Source organism: Amycolatopsis sp. NPDC102389 (assembly GCF_044765885.1).
Taxonomy (GTDB): domain Bacteria; phylum Actinomycetota; class Actinomycetes; order Mycobacteriales; family Pseudonocardiaceae; genus Amycolatopsis.
Genome location: NZ_JBIWKX010000044.1, coordinates 49,672 through 69,684, shown reverse-complemented (window position 1 = coordinate 69,684; position 20,013 = coordinate 49,672). Strand labels below are relative to the sequence as shown.

Genomic DNA, 20,013 nt, shown 5'->3' with positions numbered 1-20,013 from the left:
TTCTTTCACCGCATTAGACGCGACGAAGGGAGCCTTCAGCCCACCATCGGCCCGCCCGAGAACACGCCACGTTTGACCTTCGGCTCAAATAGAACGCCACTTGCCACTCACGACCTCCGCGCGAAGATGCGCAAAGCGTGCCGACCCTCTTCGGCAAGCTCGCTTGCGGAGACCGCCAACACGACTTGCAGGACACCACCTAAGCGCTCACCTCGTCGGCGATGTGCTTCGCGATCTCCAGCGCGCTGGTCGCCGCCGGTGAGGGCGCGTTGAGGACGTGCACCTGGTTCCGCGCGGTCTCGATCAGGAAGTCGTCGACGAGGGCGCCGTCCGGGCGCAGCGCCTGTGCCCGGACACCGGAGCCGTGCCGCACGATGTCGTCCTCGGTGACCGCGGGCACGAGCCGCGCGAGGCTTTCGGCGAAGCGGCGTTTCGAGAACGACCGGCGGACCTCGTCGAGCCCGGTCGGGTACGCGTACTTGCGCGCGAGCCGCCAGACGCCGGGGAAGCGGGCGACTTCGGCGAGGTCCTTCGCGGAGACGTCGCGCCACGTGTAGCCCTCGCGCCGCAGCGCCAGGACGGCGTTGGGGCCGGCGTGCACACTGCCGTCGAGCATGCGGGTCAGGTGCACGCCGAGGAACGGCAGCGACGCGTCGGGGACCGGGTAGATCAGGCCTCGCACCAGATGGCGGCGCTCGGGTTTCAGTTCGTAGTACTCGCCGCGGAACGGCACGATCCGCGCGCTCGGGGTGAGCCCGGCGAGCCGGGCGACGCGGTCGGCGTGCAGGCCCGCGCAGTTGACCAGGGCGTCCGCGTGGATCACGTCGTCGCCGGTCGCCACCTCGACGCCGCCGGTGCGGCCGGGGCGGATCCCCAGCGCGGGCGTGCCGAGGCGCAGGTCGGCGTCGGATTCGTCGAGCAGCCGCACCAACGCCGCGCAGACGGCCGGGAAGTCGATGATGCCGGTGGACTCGACGCGCAACGCGGCGACGCACGAGACCTCGGGTTCGTACTCGCGGGCCTCGATCGGGGTGATCAGCTTGGCCGGGACGCCGTTGGCCTCCGCGCGTTCGGCGAGCACCTTGAGCGCCGGGAGCTCCGCTTCGGAGGTGGCGACGACCAGCTTGCCGCACACCTCGACCGGCACCCCGTACTGCCGCGCGAAGTCCACAATGGACCGATTGCCGGCGGTGGACATCCTGGCCTTGAAGGAACCGGGCTTGTAGTAGAGCCCCGCGTGCACGACGTTCGAGTTGTGCCCGGTCTGGTGGGCGGCCCAGCGGTCCTCCTTTTCGAGGACCGTGACGTCCAGGCCCCGTTTGGTCAGTTCCCAGGCCGTGGCGAGACCGACGATCCCGCCCCCGATGACTACGACAGTGCGCACGATCGACCAGGTTACCCGGAGCGCTACCTGACAGCCGTTAGGTTTGGTGGTAGCGTACCTGACCGATGTCAGGTAAGCGGTTGAGCAGGGAAGAGCGCCGGGAACGGATCCTGGCCGCGGCGGCGCGGGTGTTCGCCGCGTCCGGGTACGACGCGGCGGGGATGCGCGAGGTCGCGACGGCGGCCGGGATCAGCACGCCCGTGCTCTACGACCATTTCCCGGCCAAGGCGGCGCTGTACGCCGGCCTTCTGGAGTCCGAAGTGGACAGTCTGCTGGCCGGATGGGCGGAGCTGCCGCCGACGGACACCGCCGAGGAGCTGCTGCGCGCCAGGGTGGCGGCGATCTTCGCCTGGATGGAGGCGAACGAACGCGGCTGGCGGATGATCTTCGCCGAGACGCCGTCCGACGAGGGTGTCGCCGAGGTGCACCGGCGCGGTCAGGCCAGGGCCACCGGGCAGCTGACCGAGGTGTTCGCGCGCGTGCCCGGCCTGGCGCTGACCGCGGACCTGCCGCGCGACCGCGCGAACGAAGTGCTCGCCGAAGCGGCGAAGAGCGCGCTGAACGCCATCGCCACCTGGTGGTGGGACAACCGCGACATCCCGCGGGAACAAGTCGTCGCGCTCACGACGGATCTGTTGTGGCGCGGGCTGGGGAACCTGATCCAGGAGGACCGATGAGCATCGAAACCACCGAGCGGTACCGCCGCGCCCTCGAAACCCGGGACGTGGAACTCGCGCTGAGTATCTTCGCGCCGGACGCCGTGGTGCGTTCGCCGCTGACCAGCCGGGTCCGGTTCAGCGGGCACGCCGAACTCAGGCCGCTGCTGGAAGTCGCGTACGTGCATCTCCGCGACGTCCGGTTCCACACCGACACGGGCGACGGGCCGACGCGGGTCGTCGTCTACACCGCGCGCATCGGCGACGAGGAGATCGAAGAGGCGGCGGTGCTGAAACTCGGCGAAGACGGGCTGATCACCGAAGTGACGCTGTTCGTGCGGCCGTTGCCCGGGCTCGTCGCGCTGATGGACGCCTTCGGCCCGGACATCGCCCGCCGCAACGGCCGCACCTTCGCGGCGCGGCTGCTCGCGGTGGCCGCGAAACCCTTGCTGGCCATGGTCCGGTCGGGCGACAAACGCGCGGTCCCGTTGGCCGGACCGAGGGGCTGAAGGACGCTTTCCCCGCATCTCATGCGAGGAAAGCGCCCTTCACCGCGTCTTATGCGGTGAAGGGCCCCTTCAGCCCACCGGGGTCGGAACCGGAGCAGGTGAAGCTTCTTCGGGGTCTTCGAGGACCTTCGGTATCCCGCGCAAAGTGAACAGCGCGCTCACCGCCAGTACCGCCATCAACCCCGCCGAGCACAGCATCGTCACCTGCAACCCGTCGACGAACGCCAGTTTCGCGTTGGTCAATATCAAGGCTCCCTGCTCGGGCGGAAGCTGCGCCGCGACCTGGACGGCGCCGCCGAGGGTGTCCGAAACGGCCTCCGGCGGCACGCCCGGCGGGATGACGAGTTCGCTCCGGTACAGCGCGCCGAGCGCACTGCCCAGGATGGCGATCCCCAGCGCGCCGCCGAGTTCGGTCGCCGTCTCGGAGATCGCCGACGCCGCCCCCGCCCTGGCCTTCGGCACGACGCCGAGCACCGTGTCCGTCGCGACGGTGAGGATCAGCGCCAGCCCGACACCGAAGACGATCATCGCCGCGAGCAGGTCGGTGTAGACGATCGTCACGCCCACGCCCGAGTACAACGCGAAGCCCGCCGCCGACAGCGCGCAGCCCAGCCCGATGGTGACCGCGCGGCCGAAGAGCTTGATCCCCAGCGGCGCGAGCATCCCGCCGAGGATCGCGCCGCCCATCCCGGGCAGCCCGGCGAGCCCGGACTTCAGCGGCGACCAGCCCGCCACCAGCTGCAGGTACTGCGCGAACATCAGCGACACCGCGAGCTGCGCGAACATCGCCAGGATCGTGGTACCTACGGTCGCCGAAAACGCCCGTTGCGCGAACAGCTTCAGATCCATCAGCGGTTCGGTCAGCCGTGGCTGCCGCAGGATGAAGGCCAGCAGGCAGCCGAGGCCGAGCACCGCGGCGACCGCGATGTCCCAGTGTCCCCAGCCTTTGTAGGCGACTTCCTTGATCGTGTAGACGATCCCGACCATGCCGGCGATCGACAGCAGCACGCTGAGGACGTCGATCCGGCCCGGGACGGGGTTCTTCGATTCGGGCAGGATCAGCGCGCCCGCGATCACCATGACCACCACCACGGGCACGTTGACCAGGAACACCGAACCCCACCAGAAATGGTCGAGCAGGAACCCGCCGACGAGCGGCCCCATGCCGAAACCGAGGATCGTCAGCCCGCTGGAAACCCCGATCACGGCCGCGCGTTCCTTGCCGGTGAACACGTTCCGCACGATCGACAGGGTCGACGGCATCAGTGTCGCGGCGGCGATCCCGAGCAGCACACGGGCGGCGATCAGGAGTTCCGCCGTCGGCGCGTACGCCGTGATCACCGAAGCGGCCCCGAACAGCGACGCCCCGATCAGCAGCAGCTTCTTCCGCCCGACGCGGTCGCCGATGTTCCCCATCGTGATCAGCAGCCCGGCGAGCGCGAAGCCGTACGCGTCGGCGATCCACAGCAGTTCCGTCGTCGACGGGTGCATCTGCTCCGAAAGCGACGGCAGCACCAGATGCAGCACGGTCAGATCGATCGCGATCAGCAGCTGTGCCAGCACGCAGACCGCGACGGTGCCGATCTTGCGGCCCTTGCCGATGGTCACCTCGACACCCCGAAGGTGAGTTCCGGCGTGTGCCGCGCGGTGCCGCTCTCGGCGTCACCCAGGTAGAACCGGGTGCTCAGGGTGCGGGCCGCCGGGTCGAGGACGCTGCGCCACAACGTCCGCCATGGCGAGCCGGGTTCGACGGCGAAGGACACCGCGTCGAGCGCCTCGCGCGGCCCGGCGCCGGCTTCCTTGGTGACGGTGCGCAGACGCTCGTAGGTGCGCATGGTGTCCGGTGTGTCCTCGGGCAGCGCGTCGAGGTCCGGATGGCGGTGCAGCAGGTGGTTGGTGACGCACAGGGGCCCGTCGGCGACCTCGACGAAGTACTCGATGTCGTGGGCCCCGCGCTCGTAGACGAAGCCGTGGCCGGAGGCGTCGGCGACGATGTAGTGGCAGGGCGCGCCGTGCGTGTACTGCTTGGCGAGCATCAGCGCTTCCTTGGCCTCGTCGACGTTTTCACAGGTGTCGAGCAGATACCGGGACACCTGCATGACCGAGAGCCCGGCCTGCGGACCTGGATCGTTCTCCAGCGGCGCGGCCGCTTCGATGTCGGCCATCAGCAGCGCGACGACCAGCCCGGCCTCGTTGACCCCCTCGGTCGCACCGTCCATTGTGGACATCGTCAGGGTGGTGGAGGCGATGCCGTCGTCGGGGATCGTCGTCAGTACGTAGGGCCGGGACGCCATCGGCACGGTCCCGTCGTCGACGGGTTCCTCGCCCGCCAGTACCGCGCCCAGCTGGGTCCAGCTCATGGTGAAGAAGTCGTAGTTCCGGCCGAGCGCGCTCCCCGTCCACAGCGCGGAACAGCCCGATCCGGCAGGCAGCGCGCTCGCGTCGTCCAAGGAGACCGCCGCGTCGGCCGGGAGCCCGTAGGCCTCGGCGAACCCGGCCAGGCGTCCGGCGTACTGCGGCCAGTTCCGCGTGAACCAGACGCGCCGCGCCCTGGCCACGATCGGGTCGATCGACGACGGCGACCAGTCCGAGCGCGCCTTCACCTCGGCGCCGAGGGCATGGCCGATCTCGGTCTGGGAGCCGCGCAACGTCAGATGCCGCACGGCGAGGAAGTCTTCGGGAGATCCCGCTGCGTAAGTCATGTCCGGAGGGTCTCCGGCGCCGCTGACCGTCCACGCACCGAACGCTGTCAGTGCTTGCCAGTGCGTGTCATCCGAATGTCATGTGCCCCGCGCGAAGGTGGTTTCACCAAGGCAACGACAAGCGAGGGAAGCCATGCTCAGCAACAAGGTGTACATCATCGCCGGGGGCGTCATCAGCGTCCTGTTCGTCGCGCTCGCGATGGTCGAGTTCTCCACCGGCTACCCGGACGACGGCCTGCAGGACCTCCTCTACGCCGTGGTGAGCGCCGGTGCCGGCACGCTGCTGTACGTCCTCGACCGCCGTCAGCGTGAGCGCCGCGCGGCTGCCGCCAACGACGCAGCGCGGCGTGACGCCCGATGAGGAACATCGACGGCGGCTTCCTCGCCGCACCCGACCAGGCCTCCCTCCAGCGCCGCGAGCAGGACGTGCGCAAGGCAAAGCTCGCGCTGATGCTGACCGTCGTCGGCGGGTTCGTCGCACTGGTCGCCGGCTACAACGTCTTCGTGGACTTCTCGCCGGTTTCGCTGGTGGTGACGATGCTCGCGCTGGCCGCCGCGGTCGGTGGTGGCGTGCTCACCCAGCACCTGATGCGCGCCGTGCGGTTCCGCGTGCACAAACCGAACGCGGGCCTGGTCGGCGCCGCGAAGCTGACCGGCCTCCTGGTGGCCTTCTTCGGGATCGCCGCCCTGCTCGGTTCGATCGAGGCGCCGGGTGCGCTGCGCATCGTCCTGATCGCCGGTGGCGTCGGCACCATCGCCTACGTCAAGTCGCTGCACGACCAGCAGTGGGTGCTCTTCGAGCTGGACGCGGTGGGCGTCCGGATCGAGCGGACCGTCGTGCCGTGGCGGGACGTCGCCCGGCTCACCATCGACCCGGTCGGCCCCGGGATGACCCGCCTCGGCGCGCTCCCGAACAACGCGGCGCCGCTGTACGTCGCGGTCCAGGACAGCGAACTCGATCAGCGCCTCCTCGCCGACGCCGTCGGCCGCTTCGCGCCGCAGGGGATCCAGCTGGCAAGCGGTCAGAGTTTCCCGGCCAGTTGAGCGGCGCCGCGTACGCCGAGCCCCCGGCGGTAAGCCCGCTCGAAGTCGTCGCCGAGCCGCTCCCGCACGGTCGTCCGGAGCTGGGCGGCGTCCAGATCGACGGCGAACGCGGTGCCCCGGATGGTCACCGCCGCCCCGATCAGGAACGCCGCCCGCTCCGCGTCGTCGCGCAGCAGCGCGACCCCGGCGAGGCCTTCGACGGCGAGGGCCACCGTGGTGCTGTCGTTCCAGCTGTCCGCCGACGCGAGCGCCAGCAGATGCAGCTCCTCGGCCCGGTCGAGGTCGCCCTCGGCGGCCGAGACCCAGCCGAGCGAGATCTTCGCTCCCGCCTGGACACCGGAGGCCGCGAACGAGCCGCCACCGCATTCCGCGAGCGCGCGTTCGCTCAGCGCGCGGGCCGTGCGCAGATCACCCTCGTGCCGGGCGAGGAACGCGAGCCCGATGTGGCCGGCGGCCCGGCTTTCCGGCATCCCGGCGCGGCGGGCCATCTCGACGGCGAGTTCGAAATCGGCCCTGGCACCCGCGACGTCACCGTGAAGGAGCTTGCTGCCGCCGCGACGGCACAGCAGATCCGCGTTGTCGTCGGACGCGCCGAGCTCCCGCATCAGGCGGAGCGCTTCGTTCATCGTTTCGAGGGCTTCGGCCTGACGGTTCGTCCAGACCAGGATCTGTGACAGGTGGTCGAGGGCCATCGAGAGGCCCCAGCGCTCACCGATCGTCCGGAACGCCTGCGCCCCCGCGCGCAGGAATCCTTCCGCCGTATCGAGCTCGCCCCGCAGCAGCGCGCGGAGGCCGTAGCCGGTCGGTGCGAGCGCGAGGCTCCAGGCGTCACTGTGCGCCAGCAGGGCCTGACCGCGTTTCAGCAGCTCCTCGCCGTCATCGGGCGGGCCGGTCACGACCCCCATCAACAGCAGCAGCGCCGGATTCCGCGGCGCCTTGGCCAGATCCCGTACGAGAGCCTCAACCGCGGGCAAATGCCGGTCGAGGGCTTCGTGATCGCGGAGCCCCGCGGCGGCGGTGAGCACGCAGAGCTGGTACTCCTCCTCGAGATCCGCCGACGGCCCCGAGCCGAGGTGTTTGATCACCTCGAGGCACAGGGTCGAGCCTTCGAACCGGCGGCCGCGCATCCACCAGTACGTCACCAGCGAAGCCGAAAGCCGCAGCGCCAGCCGCACATCGGTCTCGGAAGCCCAGCGCAACGCGGCCAGGAGGTCGTCGTAGGCGGCGTCGAGCCGGTCGAGCCAGACGAGCTGGTCGCCGGTGCGCAGGAGCGGGTCCGCCTTCTCCGCGAGGGCGAGGAAATGCTCCGCGTGCGCGCGCCGCATCTGCTCGGTTTCCCCCGCCTCGGCGAGCTTTTCGGCGAAGAAGGCCCGGATCGTTTCGAGCATCCGATACCGGTTCCCGCCGCGTTCGACGAGTGATCTGTCCACAAGGGACGGAAGCAGCTCCGCGATGTCCGGCACGGCACAGACCGCTTCGGCATCGGCCAGCGTCGTGCCGCCCGCGAAGACCGTCAGCCGCCTGCCCAGCAGGCGTTCGTCCTCGTCGAGCAGATCCCAGCTCCACTCGACGACGCCGCGCAGGGTGCGATGCCTGCTCTCGGCGGTCCGGCTGCCCCGCGAAAGCAACCCGAACCGGTCGTCCAGGCGGGAGGCGATCTCGCCGATCGGCAGCGTCCGCACGCGCGCGGCGGCGAGTTCGATGGCCAGCGGCAGCCCGTCGAGCGCGGCGCAGACCCGCTGGACGTCGCCCGCGGTGGTGTCGTCGACGGCGAAGCCCGGATCGCCCGCCCGAGCGCGTTCGGCGAACAGCCGGACCGCGGCGAATTCCAGCGACCGGGCGGGCGGCGTGCCCGGCGGCGGCACGGCGAGCCGCGGCACGGGGGAGACGACCTCGCCGGTGATGCCCAGCGGTTCGCGGCTGGTGGCGAGCACCCGCAGGGCGGGGGCCGCGCCGAGCAGCCGGGCGACCAGCTTCGCGGCGGCCTCGACCAGATGCTCGCAGTTGTCGAGCACCAGCACCACCGCCCGATCGGCCAGCGCGTCGATCAGCCGCTCCAGCGGCGCGCTCTCCACCGGCGCGGTGACCGTCCCGAGCGGGACCGTCCGCAGGCCGAGGGCGGTCAGCACGGCGTGCGCTACGTCGGCGTCCTCGGTGTACGGCGCCAGTTCGACGAAGACCGCCGGGAGGTCCATGGCGGCCGCGGTCTCGATGGCCAGCCGGGTCTTGCCCGCCCCGCCGGGGCCGGTCAGCGTCACCAACCGCGAGCGGTCCAGCTGGGCGAGCACGTGCCGGAGGTCGCCCTCGCGGCCGACGAAGCTGGTGAGCTGGGCGGGGAGCGGCACGGTGGTGGTCTTGACCGGCGGCGTCTCGCCCCGCAGCACGGCCAGATGCGCGGCGGCGAGGTCCGGTCCGGGGTCGGCGCCGAGTTCGTCGGCGAGGACGCGGCGAGCGTCTTCGAACGCGGTGAGCGCGTCGGCCTGGCGTCCCGCGGCGTGCAGGGCGCGGATCAGCAGGGCGCGGGGTCGTTCCCGCAGCGGCAGCTCGTCGATGACCTCGCGAAGCTCGGCGAGGACGTCTTCGTGCCTTCCCAGCTTGAGTTCGGCCTCGACGCGGTCTTCGATCGCCGACGTCTTCAGCTCGTTCAGCCTGGTGACCTGCGGATCGCGGAACGGCGCGTCGGTGATGTCCGCGAACGCCGGGCCGCGCCAAAGCCCGAGAGCGTCACGAAGCAGTTCGGCCGCCTTCGCGGCGTCTCCCGCCGCGAGAGTGCGTCGCCCTTCGGCGGCGAGCCGCTCGAACCGATGGACGTCAACGTCGTCGGGGTCCACGACGAGGCGGTAGCCCGCCGGGCTGAACTCGACGGGCGCGAGCTCCTTCAGCGCGCCGCGCAGCCGCGAGACCTGCGATTGCAGCGCGTTCGCCACGCCTTCGGGCGGCTGCTCGCCGTACAGGCCGTCGATGAGCCGCTCCGCCGGGACCACCCGGCCCGCCTCCAGCGCGAGCAACGCGAACAGCGTCCGGACCCTGGGCCCGCCGATCGGGACGGCGGTGCCGTCCTCGCGGCGCACCTCCGTCGCCCCCAGAACGCCGAATCGCATGAGTCAGAGATTAGGGCGTCGTTGACCTGGGTGGATCCAGCCCGCCCGAACTACGCCGATCGGCGTCTATACACTTCGCCGGGTCCCCACGCAATGGGAGAGGTATGTCTGAGCACGAACCCGTGGTCCTCGGTCAGCCGACCGTCGGCGACGAAGAGCTCGCCGCGGTGGCGGAGGTGTTCCGGTCCGGCTGGCTGGCCGGCGCCGGCCCCGCTTGCCGCCGTTTCGAGGAACGCTTCGCGAAGACCGTCGGCACCGCGCACGCCCTGACCACCAGCAACTGTGGCTCGGCACTCTTCCTCGGGCTGCGTGTGCTCGGCGTGAAGCCGGGCGACGAGGTCATCGTCGGCGACTACACGTTCCCCGCCACCGGCCACGCCGTGCTCCAGGCGGGCGCGACACCGGTGTTCGCGGACATCCGTCCCGACGTCTGGAGCGCCGACCCGGCGTCGATCGAAGCGCTGATCACCTCGCGCACGGTCGGCATCCTCGCCGTCGACGTCGCCGGGCAGCCCGGTGACTTCGACGCGTACCGCGCCATCGCCGACAAGCACGGCCTGTGGCTCTTCGAGGACGCCGCCTGCGCCGCGGGCGCGACGTACAAGACCCGCCCGGCCGGCAGCCTCGCCGACCTGGCCGCGTTCTCCTTCCACGGCCGCAAGGGCATCACCGCGGGCGAAGGCGGCGCGCTGGTCTCGGACCGCGAAGACCTCATCGCGCACGCCCGCAAGCTGCACACCTACGGCATCGAGCCCGCCATCACCCGCGAGGGTTCCGGCGCGCTGCCGATCCCGGAGTTCCACGAGCTGGGGTACAACTTCCGGCTCTCGGACGTGCAGGCCGCGATCATGAACGTCCAGCTCGACCGCCTCCCGGACCTGCTCTCGGCCCGCCGCTCGGTGGCCAAGCGCTACCACGAGGCGTTCGAGAACCTGCCCGGTCTCGACGTCCCGGTGGAGCTGCCGGACCGCGAGCACCCGTGGCAGGCCTACATCCTCACCGTGGCCCCGGAGATCGACCGCGACGCGCTCGCGCTGCGGATCCGGGAGCAAGGCGTGCAGTGCAACTTCGGCACCTACGCCTCGCACCTGCAGCCCATCTACGGCAAGAAGCAGACCTTGCCGGTATCGGCGGACCTCTTCGCCCGTCATCTCGCCATCCCGATGCACGCCAACCTCACCGATGCCCAGGTCGACCGGGTCATCGGGACCGTCAGCGCCGCACTGCCGAGCTAGGAGAGAAATGCCCGACAAGAAGGTCCTCTTCACCGGGGGCGGCGGTTTCATCGCCGCGCACGTCATCCCGATGCTGATCGAGGGCGGTTACATCGTCCGCGTCTTCGACAACATGACGCGCGGCGACCGCGCCCGCATCAACGAGTTCGTCGCCACCGGCAAGGTCGAACTGGTCGAGAAGGACGTCCGTTACGGCGGCGCCGTGCGTGAGGCCATGCGCGGCTGCACGCACGTCATCCACTTCGCCACCGTGTCGATCAACAAGTCGGTCGCGGACCCGCACGAGTCCATCGACATCAACATGGTCGGCAACCACAACGTCTTCGCCGCCGCGGCGGACGAGGGTGTGGAGCGGCTCGTGTTCGCGTCGACCGCGTCCGTCTACGGCGACCCGAAGCGGCTGCCGATGCACGAAGACGACGAGCTCAAGCCGCTCACGCCGTACTGCATCTCGAAGCGCGCGGGCGAGGACATGCTCGGCTTCTACGAGCGCACCAAGGGTCTGTCCTGGAACGCGCTGCGGTTCTTCAACGTGTACGGCCCGGGCCAGAAGATCGAGGCCTACTACACGTCGGTGATCAACCACTTCATCCAGCGCCTGCGCGCCGGCCAGCCGCCGATCATCGACGGCCGCGGCGACCAGTCGATGGACTTCGTGCACGTCACGGACCTGGCCCGCGCCGTCGTCGCGGCGCTCGAGTCGGAGCAGGCGAACCTGCCGATCAACATCGGCACCGGGATCGACACGTCCATCGCGACGCTGGCGAAGATCCTCATCGACGCCGTCGGCGTGAACGTCGAGCCGCTGTTCAACGAGCGCGACGTGCTGGTCTCGCGGCGTGCCGCGGACATCACCCGTGCCCGCGAAGTCCTCGGCTGGGAGCCGAAGATCTCGGTGGAAGAGGGCATGTACGAACTGGTGAAGGCTTCGGAGGGATGACCGCCGGGCCAGGGGAGAGCCGCCCCATGCGTATCGCCGTGGTGAACAACTTCTTCCCGCCGAGGGTGGGCGGAAGCGCGCACATGGCGGCGTCCCTGGCCGAGCAGTACGCGGCGCGCGGGCACGAGGTGCTCGCGATCACCGCCGCCTACGCCGACGCCCCGGCCGACGAGACGAAGGACGGCTACCGCGTCGTCCGCCTGCCCGCGGTGAAGATGCCGCAGCTGGGCCTGTCGATCGACTTCGACATGAGCTTCGCCTCGCTGCGGCCGGGGAACTGGCGCCGGCTGCGGAAGCTGCTGGACGAGTTCAAGCCCGACGCGATCCATCTGCACGGGCAGTTCTTCGACCTGTCGTGGCTGGCCGGTCGCTACGCGCGGCGGCACAAGCTGCCGATGCTGCTGACCATCCACACGCTGCTGATCAGCGACAACAAGCTGTACGGCGGCGTCTTCCGGTTCCTGGACACCGTGCTGGTGAACCCGATCCTGCGCTACCTCAAGCCGCGCTACGTCATCCTCGACAAGCTCGGGGTCGACTACTGCGTCGAGCGCTACGGCACCAGCGACGCGAACTCGGACTACTTCCCGATCGCCGTCGACACCGGGAACTTCGAGAAGCCGTTGACGAAGGATGTCCGGGCGGAGCATGGGTTGGGCGACGGCCCGGTGATCGTCTCGCTCGGGCACGTGATCCCGCTGCGCAACCGGCTCCCGCTCGTCGAGGCGCTTCCGTCCATTTTGGACAAGCACCCCGGTGTGAAGGTGGTCGTGGTCGGTCGCGTCTATCACGACGTTTTCCTGAAGCGGGCCGAAGAACTCGGTGTCGCGGACGCCATCATCGTCACCGGCGCCGTGCCGAAGGCCGACGTGCCCGCGTACTTCGCGGCGGCCGACATCGTCACGCACGACCTCAACGGTGGCTGCGGCACCGCGTCGCTGGAGGCGATGCTTTCGGGCACCGCGACCATCGCGTCGGTCACCGAGGACAACTACCCGGGCATCGAACTGCGCAACGGCGAGAACATCCTGCTGGTGCGTCCGGACGACAGCGAGGCGGTGGCGAACACCGTCATCGAACTGCTCGACGACCCGGAGAAGCGGGCTTTGGTGGCACAGCGGGAAAGCGCGATGGTGCGGGCCAACTTCGGCCTCGACGTCGTCGCCGAAGAACACCTGCGTACCTTCGAGAAACTGGTGACCGAGGCCGATGTTCTTCGATGACGAGCGCAGCAACCGGCTGCGCCCGCAGATCCTGACCGAACTCGTTTCGCAGTATATGAACGACGCCGAGCGCGCTCGTTTCTACGGACTGCCGGAATCGACGCGGGTCCGCGAGCGCGTCAAGATCATCAGCCCGGAGAACCTGAAGATCGGCGAACACTGCTGGATCGGCGAAGGCGCGGCGCTCGACGCGAGCGGCGGGCTGGAGATCGGCGAGCACACCAGCATCGGCCTGAACACGCTGATCTTCACGCATTCCAGCTGGCTCGCGAACATGACGTTGCAGAACCACTCCGGCAGCGACCTCATCGAACGCAAACCCGTGAAGATCGGCAAAGGCTGCTTCATCGGCGGCCTCGTGGTGATCATGGCAGGCGTCACGATCGGCGATTTCGCCACCGTGCAGCCGAATTCCGTGGTCGCCAAGGACGTCCCGCCGCGCAGCCTGGTCGCGGGCAACCCCGCGCGCGTGTTCCAGAAGTACGACGACGAGTACATCCAGTCCGAAGTGGAGCGTGTGCGCGGCGAGAACGCGCGGCGACGGGCGCTGGCGGAGGAACGCGGGGACACCCCTGGGTCTTGGGGCGCCCCGGCGGGCGACTTCACGGAGTAGCTAGAGCCTGTCGGCGAACAGTTTCGCCAGCGTGGCGTAGACGTCGGGCCTGGTCTGGTACAGGTACAGCGTCGCCACCCGTGTCTCGCCATGGCTGCGTTTCCCGACGGTCACCAGGATGTTGAGGTCCGGGCCGTCGGTGGGAATATCGCACCACAGGGCCTGCTCGCCGATACCGGGTAGCTGGGTGACCGGTTGTTTGCATTCCTTCGCGAGCTTGTCGATCGTCGCGCGGGGCGGCTGGTTTCCGGGAATGGCCGCGACGAAGAGCTCCGCCGATTGCCTGTACTTTCCTTTCGGGTCTTCGTAGGCGCACCGGTAGGCCTTGCCCGCGCCGACCCGTTCGGACTCGCCTTCGTTGGCGACCAGATCGTCTGATTTCCCGATCACTTGAAGGATTTCGGTCGCACCCAGTACGGGGCAGGCCGCGGTGATCTTGGCGATCGGCGCCGGTGGCGGCGTGGTCGGGCTGGGTGACGTTCGACTGGCCGGTTTGCTCGACGACGGTGTCGACGGCATCGGCGCGGGCTCGGTCGGGGTGCCGCTTGAGCAAGCCGTGACGGCGAGCAGCAGGCATACGGTGGTGAGGATTCCCCTCGATCTGTGCACGTCGGCAACGTAGCCGACGGGGCTTCGGCGCGACCAGGCAATTCTTTCCGTGCGGTCAGAGACGTTCGGCGATCGTCGGGCCGGGCTTTGCCGATCGTGTAGAACAACGCGATCCTGACCTGGCCGTGCCCGCGTTTGCAGACGAGCAACGACGAGAAGTCGTCCTTGCCTTCGCAGAACCAGGCCGTTCGCCGATACGCGGCAAAGCGGCTGTGACCTTGGCGGGCGAGGCGGGTGGCGGTGGTGTCGCCGCTGCGGGATCGCCGCTACAGGCGGTGACCAAAAACGGTGTGCAGACGGTCAAGAGCCCCCAGGTTGTCTTCATTCTCGAAATGTAGACGACCTGCGGAAACGCGCGGATCACGATGGTGAAACCTTGCTTCTTCGCAACTCCTCACCGTAATGATTCACTACTTTCCGTGGTGATACGTTCTCCGGGAAACCGTGGGAAGATGGTCTGGTGATCACCGGCGAAGGAGGAGTTCGATGAGTGTCGTGGAATGGCCTCACCGATTTCTGACGCTCGACGACTGGGCCGCGTTGCCGGAAGACCCGGAACACCGCGCGGAAGTCGTCGAAGGAGTGCTGGTCGTGTCACCCCGTCCGTTGTTCTTCCATCAGCGTGCGGTCAATCGCCTGACGTACTGGCTCGATGAACAGACGTCGCCGGAATACAGCGCGATGGGCGAGGCTGAAATGATCGTCGCCACCGCTCCGCTGACGGTCCGAGTTCCCGATGTGCTGGTCACCCTCGCTCTCGTGGCCGACGAAAACCCGGCAAGGGTCTCCGCCGAGGACGTGCGGCTCGTCATCGAGGTGCTGTCCGAGGGCACCGTCCGCACCGACCGGGTCACCAAGTTCTCCGAATACGCCGAAGTCGGCATCGAGCACTACTGGATCGTCGACCTCGAAGACCCGGCGAGCATGACCACCTACCGCCTGATCGACGGCGAATACGAGAACTTCGGCGAGCACACCGGCAAGGTCAGCCTCGACTTCGACGGCACCCCGCTCACCCTCGATCTCGACGCCCTGACCACCCGCCACGCGCAGCGCCCCTGACGCGGGGCACGGGGAGCCGGAACCACCGCGCCCTCGCGTCCGACTACTAGGCTCGGACGGGGAGTTCCCCGGGCGAGAAGGGTGTCAGATGAGGTTCAGGCGGTTCGGTGCGTCGTTGCTGGTCACCGGGTTGGCCCTGCTGGGCGCCGCGTCCCCGGCTCTGGCCCACTCGGAGCTGAAGAGCAGTGACCCGGAGAGGGGCGCTTCGCTGGCGACGCCCCCGACGCAGATCAAGCTGACCTTCACCGGCCCGGTCACCCTCGCCGACGACCACCCGATCCAGATCACCGGCCCCGAGAACGCGTCGTGGACGGTCGGCCGGGCGCAGGTCGCCGGAACGGTCGTCACGGCGCCGGTCCAGGCCGTCGGGCCCGCGGGCGAGTACACGCTCCGCTACAAGGTGACCTTCGAGGACTCGCACGCCGCGAGCGGCTCGGTGAAGTTCAACCTCAGTGCCCCGGCAGCCGCTCCGAGCAGCCAAGTCCCGTCGAGCAGCCAAGCCCAGGCTCCGCCGAGCAGTGCCGCCCCGGCGCCGCAGACTCCCGAAGGCCTGGTGCCGTCCTGGGTGTGGATCGTCCTCGCGGTCGCCGTGGTCGTCGCCGGTCTCGTCGTCGCGCTCCGGTTCACTCGCCGGAAGGACTAAGCGGTCAAAAGCAACCTTTCAGGTGGTCAACCGTCGAACGGAGATGAGGACCAGGGTGGCTCGCGGCGATGACGAGTTCGTCGAGTTCGTGCGGAACTCGACGACCCGTCTTCAGCATGCGGCCTACCTGCTCACCAGCGACCGCCATCAGGCCGAGGACGCCACCCAGACGGCGCTCGCCAAGACGTACGCGGCCTGGTCGCGGGTACGCCGCAAGGACGCCTACGCGTACGCGCGGCAGGTCCTCGTCAACCACGTCATCGACGGTTGGCGGCGGCCGATCCGCGAGAACGCCACGGAGGACGTCCCCGAGCAGCCGAGCGGCTTGGACGTCGCCGGGGCCGTTGTCCAGCGGAAATGGCTGCTTGACGCGTTGCGTACGCTCACAGACCGGGAGAGAGCCGTCGTGGTGCTCAGGCACTTCTTCGACTTGAAGGAATCCGATGTGGCCGGCGAACTGGGTGTCTCGATCGGCACCGTGAAGAGCACCAATTCCCGCGCCCTGACCAAGCTGCGGATCACCGCTGAGGACGGAACGGAACTGATCGGGGGGCTGGGACGATGACCGACCTCGAGACGCTGCGCTCGGCTCTGCGGGAACCGCCCGGCGAGGGGTTCGCCGAGCCCGACCTCGGCGCGATCATGGCCAAGGGCAGGCGGATCCGCCGTCGTCGCCGTCTCGCGACCGGCGCGGGCGGGGTCGCCGCGGCCGTGGTGACGGTGCTGGTCATCGTCGGCGCCGTCGCGCTCAAGGAACCGGCGCAGCAACCGCTTCCGCCCGCCGCGAGCGCGCCCGCGCCGCCGTCGGCATCGCCGCCGATACCGGCACCGGCGCCGACCATCACCGAGGCCCCGTCGGAACAGCCGTTCGGCGAGGCGATCCCGCTCGGGCTCAAGGGAGAAGGCGGCCGTGAGCTGGTGCTCTACGCCGTCGCGATCGACGAGCCGCAGATGCCGGACGTCAGATTCGGCCTCCAGGTCGGGTACCGGAACCAGGCCGGCGACTACGACGCGCTCATGGCCAGCAACGAGTTCAAGGGATCCGATCGGTCGTTCGGCTTCCACGCCGTGGACGGCGGCGACCTGGTCCGGGGCACGTTCGTGCCCGTTTTCGGCTACTTCTCCGGGCCGGCGGTGCGGATCACCAGCACCGTTCGCGGGAAGCCGGTCGAGGCCAAGGTCGTTCCCTGGAGCGAGGACCCGTCGGTCGCCATCTTCTGGTTCGACGGTGCCCAGGTGGAGTCGGCCGGAGTGCTGACCCCCCTCGCCGCTTACGACGCGAAGGGCCAGCGCCTCACCAAGTGACGCATTTAGTCCTCTGAATGCGAGAGATCAGGCCGCGGCCTGCGTCAGCACCTGGTCGACGACGGCGTGCGACGGCAGGATCAGGTCCCGCTCGGTGTCGGCGTCGACCTTGCCTTCGAGCAGGTCGACGAACCGGTCCAGCTGCGTCGCGAGCGGCTCGCGCGCGGTGACCAGTTCCGGGATCTCGATGACGGTCTGCTGCCGGTAGCCGAGGCCGTCCTCGGTGACCGAGTCGTGCGAGACGTGCCGGTAGATGGTGACGTCGCGGCGGAGCAGGTCGATCTCGATCATGCGGTCCAGTTCGGACACCCAGAGCGAGCGGACCTTGCGCTGGCCGAGGCGGGACGCCGAAACCGTGGCGAGCCCGGACTCGAACGACAGCACCGTCTCGATGGTGTCCTCGGCGCCTTCGACCGAGCTCGGGTGGAAGTAGCCGGCGCCAGAGGCGACCCGCTGCGGGGTCGCGCCGCCGAAGAACTGGATCGCCAGGTCGACGTCGTGCACCAGCAGGTCCCACGCGACACCGGTCTTGATCCGCGGCGCGTACGGGCCGTGGCGGCGGGCCATCAGGTGGATCGGCTCGTTGACCAGCGCCCGCGCGGTCATCACGGCCGGGTTGTAGCGCTCCAGGAGCCCGCACATCAGCGGGACGTCCTTCTTCGCCGAAAGCCCGACGATCTCCTGGGAGAATTCGAAGCTGTTGCACACCGGCTTCTCGACCAGCATCGGCTTGCCCTGGCCCAGGATCTCCTGCGCCAGCTCGTAATGCGCCTCGGTGGCCGAAGCGAGCACGACGGCGTCCACATCGGACAGTGAGCCGATTTCGGGCGTCCACTGGGTTTCGTAGCGTTCGGCGACCTTGCGGCCGGCCTCTTCGCGCGGGTCGATCACGCGGACGAGGTCCACGCGCTCGTTCGCGGCGAGGACACGGGCGTGCAGCGAACCCATGTTCCCGGTGCCGATGAGGGCGATCTTGTGCGTGGTCATGCGCCGAGTACCTCGCGAACCGTTTCGATGATGGTGTCCAGATCGGACTCGGAAAGGTGCGGGTGCACCGGCAGGGAAAGCGCCTGCGCGGCGACGGAAGCGGCCACCGGGAAGTCCTCGACCTTCGCGTCGGGGATCAGCGGGTTGTTCCGGTAGCAGTCGTAGTCGAAAACGATCTTCGGGTAGTAGATCCCGTTGCCGATGCCGCGTTCGGTGAGGGCGGCGGCGAGCTCGTCACGAGAGAGGAAGGCGTGCGGGCCTACCAGCACGGTGTACTGGTGCCACACGTGCTCGCGGCCCGGCAGGACCTGCGGGAGATCGAGACCCGGGGTGCCGGCGAGGCCTTCGGTGAGGCGCTTCGCGTTGGCCTGGCGCGCGGCGGTGAGCTGGTCCAGCTTCTCCAGCTGCGGGATGCCGACGGCGGCGTGCAGGTCGGTCATCCGGTAGTTGTGCCCGGCGACCTCGTACTGGTAGCGGGCGCGCATGCCCTGGTTGCGCAGCACACGCAGGCTGTCGGCCAGCTTGTCGTCGTCCGTGGTGATCACGCCGCCCTCGGCGGTGGTCACGTTCTTGGTGGCGTACAAGGAGAAGCAGCCGATCCCGAAGGAGCCCGACGGCTTGCCCTGGAACGACGCGCCGACGGCCTGCGCGGAGTCCTCGATGACCTTGAGACCGTGCTCGGCGGCCAGCGGCGCGAGCTTGCCCATGTCCGCGGTCTGCCCGTAGAGGTGCACGGGCATCAGGACCTTGGTGCGGTCGGTGATCGCGGCGGCGACGGCGTCGGGGTCGATCGCGAAGTCGTCGCGCCGGATGTCGGCGAAGCGGACGGTCGCGCCGGCTTCCAGGATCGCGTTCAGCGTCGCCACGAAGGTGAACGGCGAGGTGACGACCTCGTCGCCCGGCTTCAGGTCGAGCGCCTGGATGGCGGCGACCAGCGCGGTGGTGCCGTTGTTGACGGCGATCGCGTGCTTCGTGCCGGAAACGCTCGCGAACGCGTCCTCGAAGCGCTTGACCATCGGTCCCTGTGCGATGGCGCCGGATCGCAGCACCTCGACGACGAGGTCCTCCGCGTCACGGACGTCGACCACGGTAATGGGGATCATCTGCAAGTCTCTCTCGACTGGGCGTTCTGGTGCGTCCGGTACAGTGAGCCGCCGGTTCTGCGCCCGGCCGCCCCCTCTGGCGCGGGCCACACGTTACCGGGACCGCCGAAGCGCCCATTACCCCAGGCTGCCTCCCAGCCACAACGAACGGATCTCACGTGGTGAACCGCATCCACCCGACAGCAGTCATCGGCGAGGGTGTCGAGCTCGGCGACGACAACGTCATCGGACCGTTCACGGTCATCGTGGGCCCCACGCGCGTCGGGGACGGCAACTGGATCGGCCCGCACGTGACCATCGGGACCCCTGGTGAGGACCGCGGCCGCGAGCACCCGGCCGCCTGGGAAGCCGCGCCGAACGGTGATCCCGATCACGACGGGCACGGTGTCGTCATCGGCAGCCGGAACCGGATCCGTGAGTACGTCAGCGTCCACCAGGGCACCTGGCGCACCACCACCATCGGCGACGGCGGCTACTTCCTCCGCGGCTCCCACATCGCCCACGACTGCCTGGTCGAGGACGCCGTCACGGTCGCTTCGAACGTCATCACCGGCGGCCACTGCCACATCTGGTCCGGGGCGAACCTGGGCATGGGCGCGATCCTGCACCAGCGGGTCGTCATCGGCCCCGGCGCGATGGTCGGGATGAGCTCCGCGGTCCGCAAGGAGGTGGGCGCGTTCACCATCGCCGTGGGCAACCCCGCGCGGGTGACCGGCGTCAACACCGTGGGCCTGTCCCGCCGCGGGCTGGACGAGGCCGCCATCGAGGCGCTGGGACCGTGGCTGAAGGGTAAGGCCGGTCTCCCTGAGGACGGGCTGGCCGACCGGCTGCCCGGCGACCTCTCTACCTTGGTGAAGGCGTGGGACGCCCGTCCGCGCGAGTGAGTACTAGGAGTTC

The 20,013-nt window shown here is 69.3% G+C and carries 21 protein-coding genes; 14 read left to right on the top strand and 7 right to left on the bottom strand.

What is annotated here, in order from left to right:
• Positions 1 to 199: 199 nt before the first annotated feature.
• A complete protein-coding gene (gene lhgO, locus ACIRGA_RS30145; protein WP_400947226.1) occupies positions 200 to 1,456 on the bottom strand; it encodes an L-2-hydroxyglutarate oxidase in 1,257 nt (418 codons plus the stop codon).
• Positions 1,457 to 1,464: 8 nt separating this feature from the next.
• Here lhgO and ACIRGA_RS30140 point away from each other — a divergent pair, with 8 nt between their 5' ends.
• Positions 1,465 to 2,061 (top strand): TetR/AcrR family transcriptional regulator, encoded by a 597-nt coding sequence (locus ACIRGA_RS30140; protein WP_400947219.1) that lies wholly within the window; start codon positions 1,465 to 1,467, stop codon positions 2,059 to 2,061.
• Positions 2,058 to 2,549, top strand: coding sequence for a nuclear transport factor 2 family protein (locus ACIRGA_RS30135; protein WP_400947216.1), 492 nt, complete (start codon positions 2,058 to 2,060; stop codon positions 2,547 to 2,549). Before ACIRGA_RS30140 ends, ACIRGA_RS30135 begins: the two co-directional genes overlap by 4 nt.
• A 69-nt stretch (positions 2,550 to 2,618) precedes the next feature.
• Here ACIRGA_RS30135 and ACIRGA_RS30130 read toward each other — a convergent pair whose 3' ends face one another.
• The gene (locus tag ACIRGA_RS30130; protein WP_400947214.1) at positions 2,619 to 4,157 is read right to left on the bottom strand and encodes an MFS transporter; all 1,539 of its coding nucleotides are present in this window, start codon (positions 4,155 to 4,157) and stop codon (positions 2,619 to 2,621) included.
• Positions 4,154 to 5,251, bottom strand: a complete 1,098-nt coding sequence (locus tag ACIRGA_RS30125) for a C45 family autoproteolytic acyltransferase/hydolase (RefSeq protein ID WP_400947212.1) — start codon at positions 5,249 to 5,251, stop codon at positions 4,154 to 4,156. The genes ACIRGA_RS30130 and ACIRGA_RS30125 overlap by 4 nt, the downstream gene beginning before the upstream one ends.
• Positions 5,252 to 5,384: 133 nt before the next feature.
• On the opposite strand from ACIRGA_RS30125, the gene ACIRGA_RS30120 reads away from it, so the two are divergent.
• Positions 5,385 to 5,612 carry a hypothetical protein gene (locus tag ACIRGA_RS30120; RefSeq protein WP_400947210.1) on the top strand — a complete coding sequence of 76 codons (228 nt, stop codon included), beginning with the start codon at positions 5,385 to 5,387 and terminating at the stop codon, positions 5,610 to 5,612.
• Entirely contained in the window at positions 5,609 to 6,295 is a 687-nt protein-coding gene (locus tag ACIRGA_RS30115; protein ID WP_400947207.1) for a hypothetical protein, read from the top strand. Before ACIRGA_RS30120 ends, ACIRGA_RS30115 begins: the two co-directional genes overlap by 4 nt.
• Here ACIRGA_RS30115 and ACIRGA_RS30110 read toward each other — a convergent pair.
• Positions 6,274 to 9,396: a BTAD domain-containing putative transcriptional regulator gene (locus ACIRGA_RS30110; RefSeq protein WP_400947205.1), complete on the bottom strand. Its 3,123-nt coding sequence runs from the start codon at positions 9,394 to 9,396 to the stop codon at positions 6,274 to 6,276. The two genes, ACIRGA_RS30115 and ACIRGA_RS30110, sit on opposite strands and share 22 nt — an antisense overlap.
• Before the next feature lie 104 nt (positions 9,397 to 9,500).
• On the opposite strand from ACIRGA_RS30110, the gene ACIRGA_RS30105 reads away from it, so the two are divergent.
• From ACIRGA_RS30105 to ACIRGA_RS30090, 4 genes are read left to right on the top strand one after another with little or no spacing between them, the layout of a single operon-like run.
• On the top strand, positions 9,501 to 10,631 hold the full coding sequence (locus tag ACIRGA_RS30105; RefSeq protein ID WP_400947202.1) for a DegT/DnrJ/EryC1/StrS family aminotransferase: 1,131 nt from the start codon (positions 9,501 to 9,503) through the stop codon (positions 10,629 to 10,631).
• A gap of 7 nt (positions 10,632 to 10,638) precedes the next feature.
• Entirely contained in the window at positions 10,639 to 11,571 is a 933-nt protein-coding gene (locus ACIRGA_RS30100) for an NAD-dependent epimerase/dehydratase family protein (protein ID WP_400947199.1), read from the top strand.
• Between the two features lie 26 nt (positions 11,572 to 11,597).
• Positions 11,598 to 12,794, top strand: coding sequence for a glycosyltransferase family 4 protein (locus tag ACIRGA_RS30095; protein ID WP_038507471.1), 1,197 nt, complete (start codon positions 11,598 to 11,600; stop codon positions 12,792 to 12,794).
• On the top strand, positions 12,781 to 13,407 hold the full coding sequence (locus tag ACIRGA_RS30090) for a DapH/DapD/GlmU-related protein (RefSeq protein ID WP_240596201.1): 627 nt from the start codon (positions 12,781 to 12,783) through the stop codon (positions 13,405 to 13,407). Before ACIRGA_RS30095 ends, ACIRGA_RS30090 begins: the two co-directional genes overlap by 14 nt.
• Here the strand turns inward: ACIRGA_RS30090 and ACIRGA_RS30085 are convergent, their stop codons facing one another.
• Complete coding sequence (locus ACIRGA_RS30085) at positions 13,408 to 13,797, bottom strand: hypothetical protein (protein ID WP_400947196.1); 390 nt, start codon at positions 13,795 to 13,797, stop codon at positions 13,408 to 13,410. It abuts the gene before it with no gap.
• Between the two features lie 40 nt (positions 13,798 to 13,837).
• On the opposite strand from ACIRGA_RS30085, the gene ACIRGA_RS30080 reads away from it, so the two are divergent.
• The 5 genes from ACIRGA_RS30080 (at position 13,838) to ACIRGA_RS30060 (ending at position 17,026) form a co-directional block, all read left to right on the top strand.
• Entirely contained in the window at positions 13,838 to 14,029 is a 192-nt protein-coding gene (locus ACIRGA_RS30080) for a hypothetical protein (protein ID WP_400947194.1), read from the top strand.
• A gap of 473 nt (positions 14,030 to 14,502) precedes the next feature.
• Positions 14,503 to 15,078, top strand: coding sequence for a Uma2 family endonuclease (locus ACIRGA_RS30075; RefSeq protein ID WP_400947192.1), 576 nt, complete (start codon positions 14,503 to 14,505; stop codon positions 15,076 to 15,078).
• An 88-nt stretch (positions 15,079 to 15,166) separates the two neighbouring features.
• Complete coding sequence (locus ACIRGA_RS30070; RefSeq protein ID WP_400947190.1) at positions 15,167 to 15,721, top strand: copper resistance protein CopC; 555 nt, start codon at positions 15,167 to 15,169, stop codon at positions 15,719 to 15,721.
• A gap of 55 nt (positions 15,722 to 15,776) precedes the next feature.
• Positions 15,777 to 16,286: a SigE family RNA polymerase sigma factor gene (locus ACIRGA_RS30065; protein WP_400947187.1), complete on the top strand. Its 510-nt coding sequence runs from the start codon at positions 15,777 to 15,779 to the stop codon at positions 16,284 to 16,286.
• Positions 16,283 to 17,026, top strand: coding sequence for a hypothetical protein (locus tag ACIRGA_RS30060; RefSeq protein WP_400947185.1), 744 nt, complete (start codon positions 16,283 to 16,285; stop codon positions 17,024 to 17,026). Before ACIRGA_RS30065 ends, ACIRGA_RS30060 begins: the two co-directional genes overlap by 4 nt.
• Positions 17,027 to 17,053: 27 nt before the next feature.
• Here ACIRGA_RS30060 and ACIRGA_RS30055 read toward each other — a convergent pair whose 3' ends face one another.
• Together ACIRGA_RS30055 and ACIRGA_RS30050 are read right to left on the bottom strand one after the other, a co-directional pair.
• Positions 17,054 to 18,013 (bottom strand): Gfo/Idh/MocA family protein, encoded by a 960-nt coding sequence (locus tag ACIRGA_RS30055; RefSeq protein WP_400947183.1) that lies wholly within the window; start codon positions 18,011 to 18,013, stop codon positions 17,054 to 17,056.
• Positions 18,010 to 19,116, bottom strand: a complete 1,107-nt coding sequence (locus tag ACIRGA_RS30050; RefSeq protein ID WP_192747476.1) for a DegT/DnrJ/EryC1/StrS aminotransferase family protein — start codon at positions 19,114 to 19,116, stop codon at positions 18,010 to 18,012. The genes ACIRGA_RS30055 and ACIRGA_RS30050 overlap by 4 nt, the downstream gene beginning before the upstream one ends.
• A 158-nt stretch (positions 19,117 to 19,274) precedes the next feature.
• On the opposite strand from ACIRGA_RS30050, the gene ACIRGA_RS30045 reads away from it, so the two are divergent.
• Positions 19,275 to 20,000: a UDP-N-acetylglucosamine acyltransferase gene (locus ACIRGA_RS30045; protein WP_400947179.1), complete on the top strand. Its 726-nt coding sequence runs from the start codon at positions 19,275 to 19,277 to the stop codon at positions 19,998 to 20,000.
• Positions 20,001 to 20,013: the final 13 nt, after the last annotated feature.

Bases quoted from the DNA above. Each gene is read 5' to 3' on its own strand.
- ACIRGA_RS30135 (WP_400947216.1), top strand. From the start codon at position 2,058: ATGAGCATCGAAACCACCGAGCGGTACCGCCGCGCCCTCGAAACCCGG.
- ACIRGA_RS30125 (WP_400947212.1), bottom strand. From the start codon at position 5,251: ATGACTTACGCAGCGGGATCTCCCGAAGACTTCCTCGCCGTGCGGCAT.
- ACIRGA_RS30120 (WP_400947210.1), top strand. From the start codon at position 5,385: ATGCTCAGCAACAAGGTGTACATCATCGCCGGGGGCGTCATCAGCGTC.
- ACIRGA_RS30115 (WP_400947207.1), top strand. From the start codon at position 5,609: ATGAGGAACATCGACGGCGGCTTCCTCGCCGCACCCGACCAGGCCTCC.
- ACIRGA_RS30110 (WP_400947205.1), bottom strand. From the start codon at position 9,396: ATGCGATTCGGCGTTCTGGGGGCGACGGAGGTGCGCCGCGAGGACGGC.
- ACIRGA_RS30105 (WP_400947202.1), top strand. From the start codon at position 9,501: ATGTCTGAGCACGAACCCGTGGTCCTCGGTCAGCCGACCGTCGGCGAC.
- ACIRGA_RS30100 (WP_400947199.1), top strand. From the start codon at position 10,639: ATGCCCGACAAGAAGGTCCTCTTCACCGGGGGCGGCGGTTTCATCGCC.
- ACIRGA_RS30095 (WP_038507471.1), top strand. From the start codon at position 11,598: ATGCGTATCGCCGTGGTGAACAACTTCTTCCCGCCGAGGGTGGGCGGA.
- ACIRGA_RS30090 (WP_240596201.1), top strand. From the start codon at position 12,781: ATGTTCTTCGATGACGAGCGCAGCAACCGGCTGCGCCCGCAGATCCTG.
- ACIRGA_RS30075 (WP_400947192.1), top strand. From the start codon at position 14,503: ATGAGTGTCGTGGAATGGCCTCACCGATTTCTGACGCTCGACGACTGG.
- ACIRGA_RS30070 (WP_400947190.1), top strand. From the start codon at position 15,167: ATGAGGTTCAGGCGGTTCGGTGCGTCGTTGCTGGTCACCGGGTTGGCC.
- ACIRGA_RS30060 (WP_400947185.1), top strand. From the start codon at position 16,283: ATGACCGACCTCGAGACGCTGCGCTCGGCTCTGCGGGAACCGCCCGGC.
- ACIRGA_RS30055 (WP_400947183.1), bottom strand. From the start codon at position 18,013: ATGACCACGCACAAGATCGCCCTCATCGGCACCGGGAACATGGGTTCG.
- ACIRGA_RS30050 (WP_192747476.1), bottom strand. From the start codon at position 19,116: ATGATCCCCATTACCGTGGTCGACGTCCGTGACGCGGAGGACCTCGTC.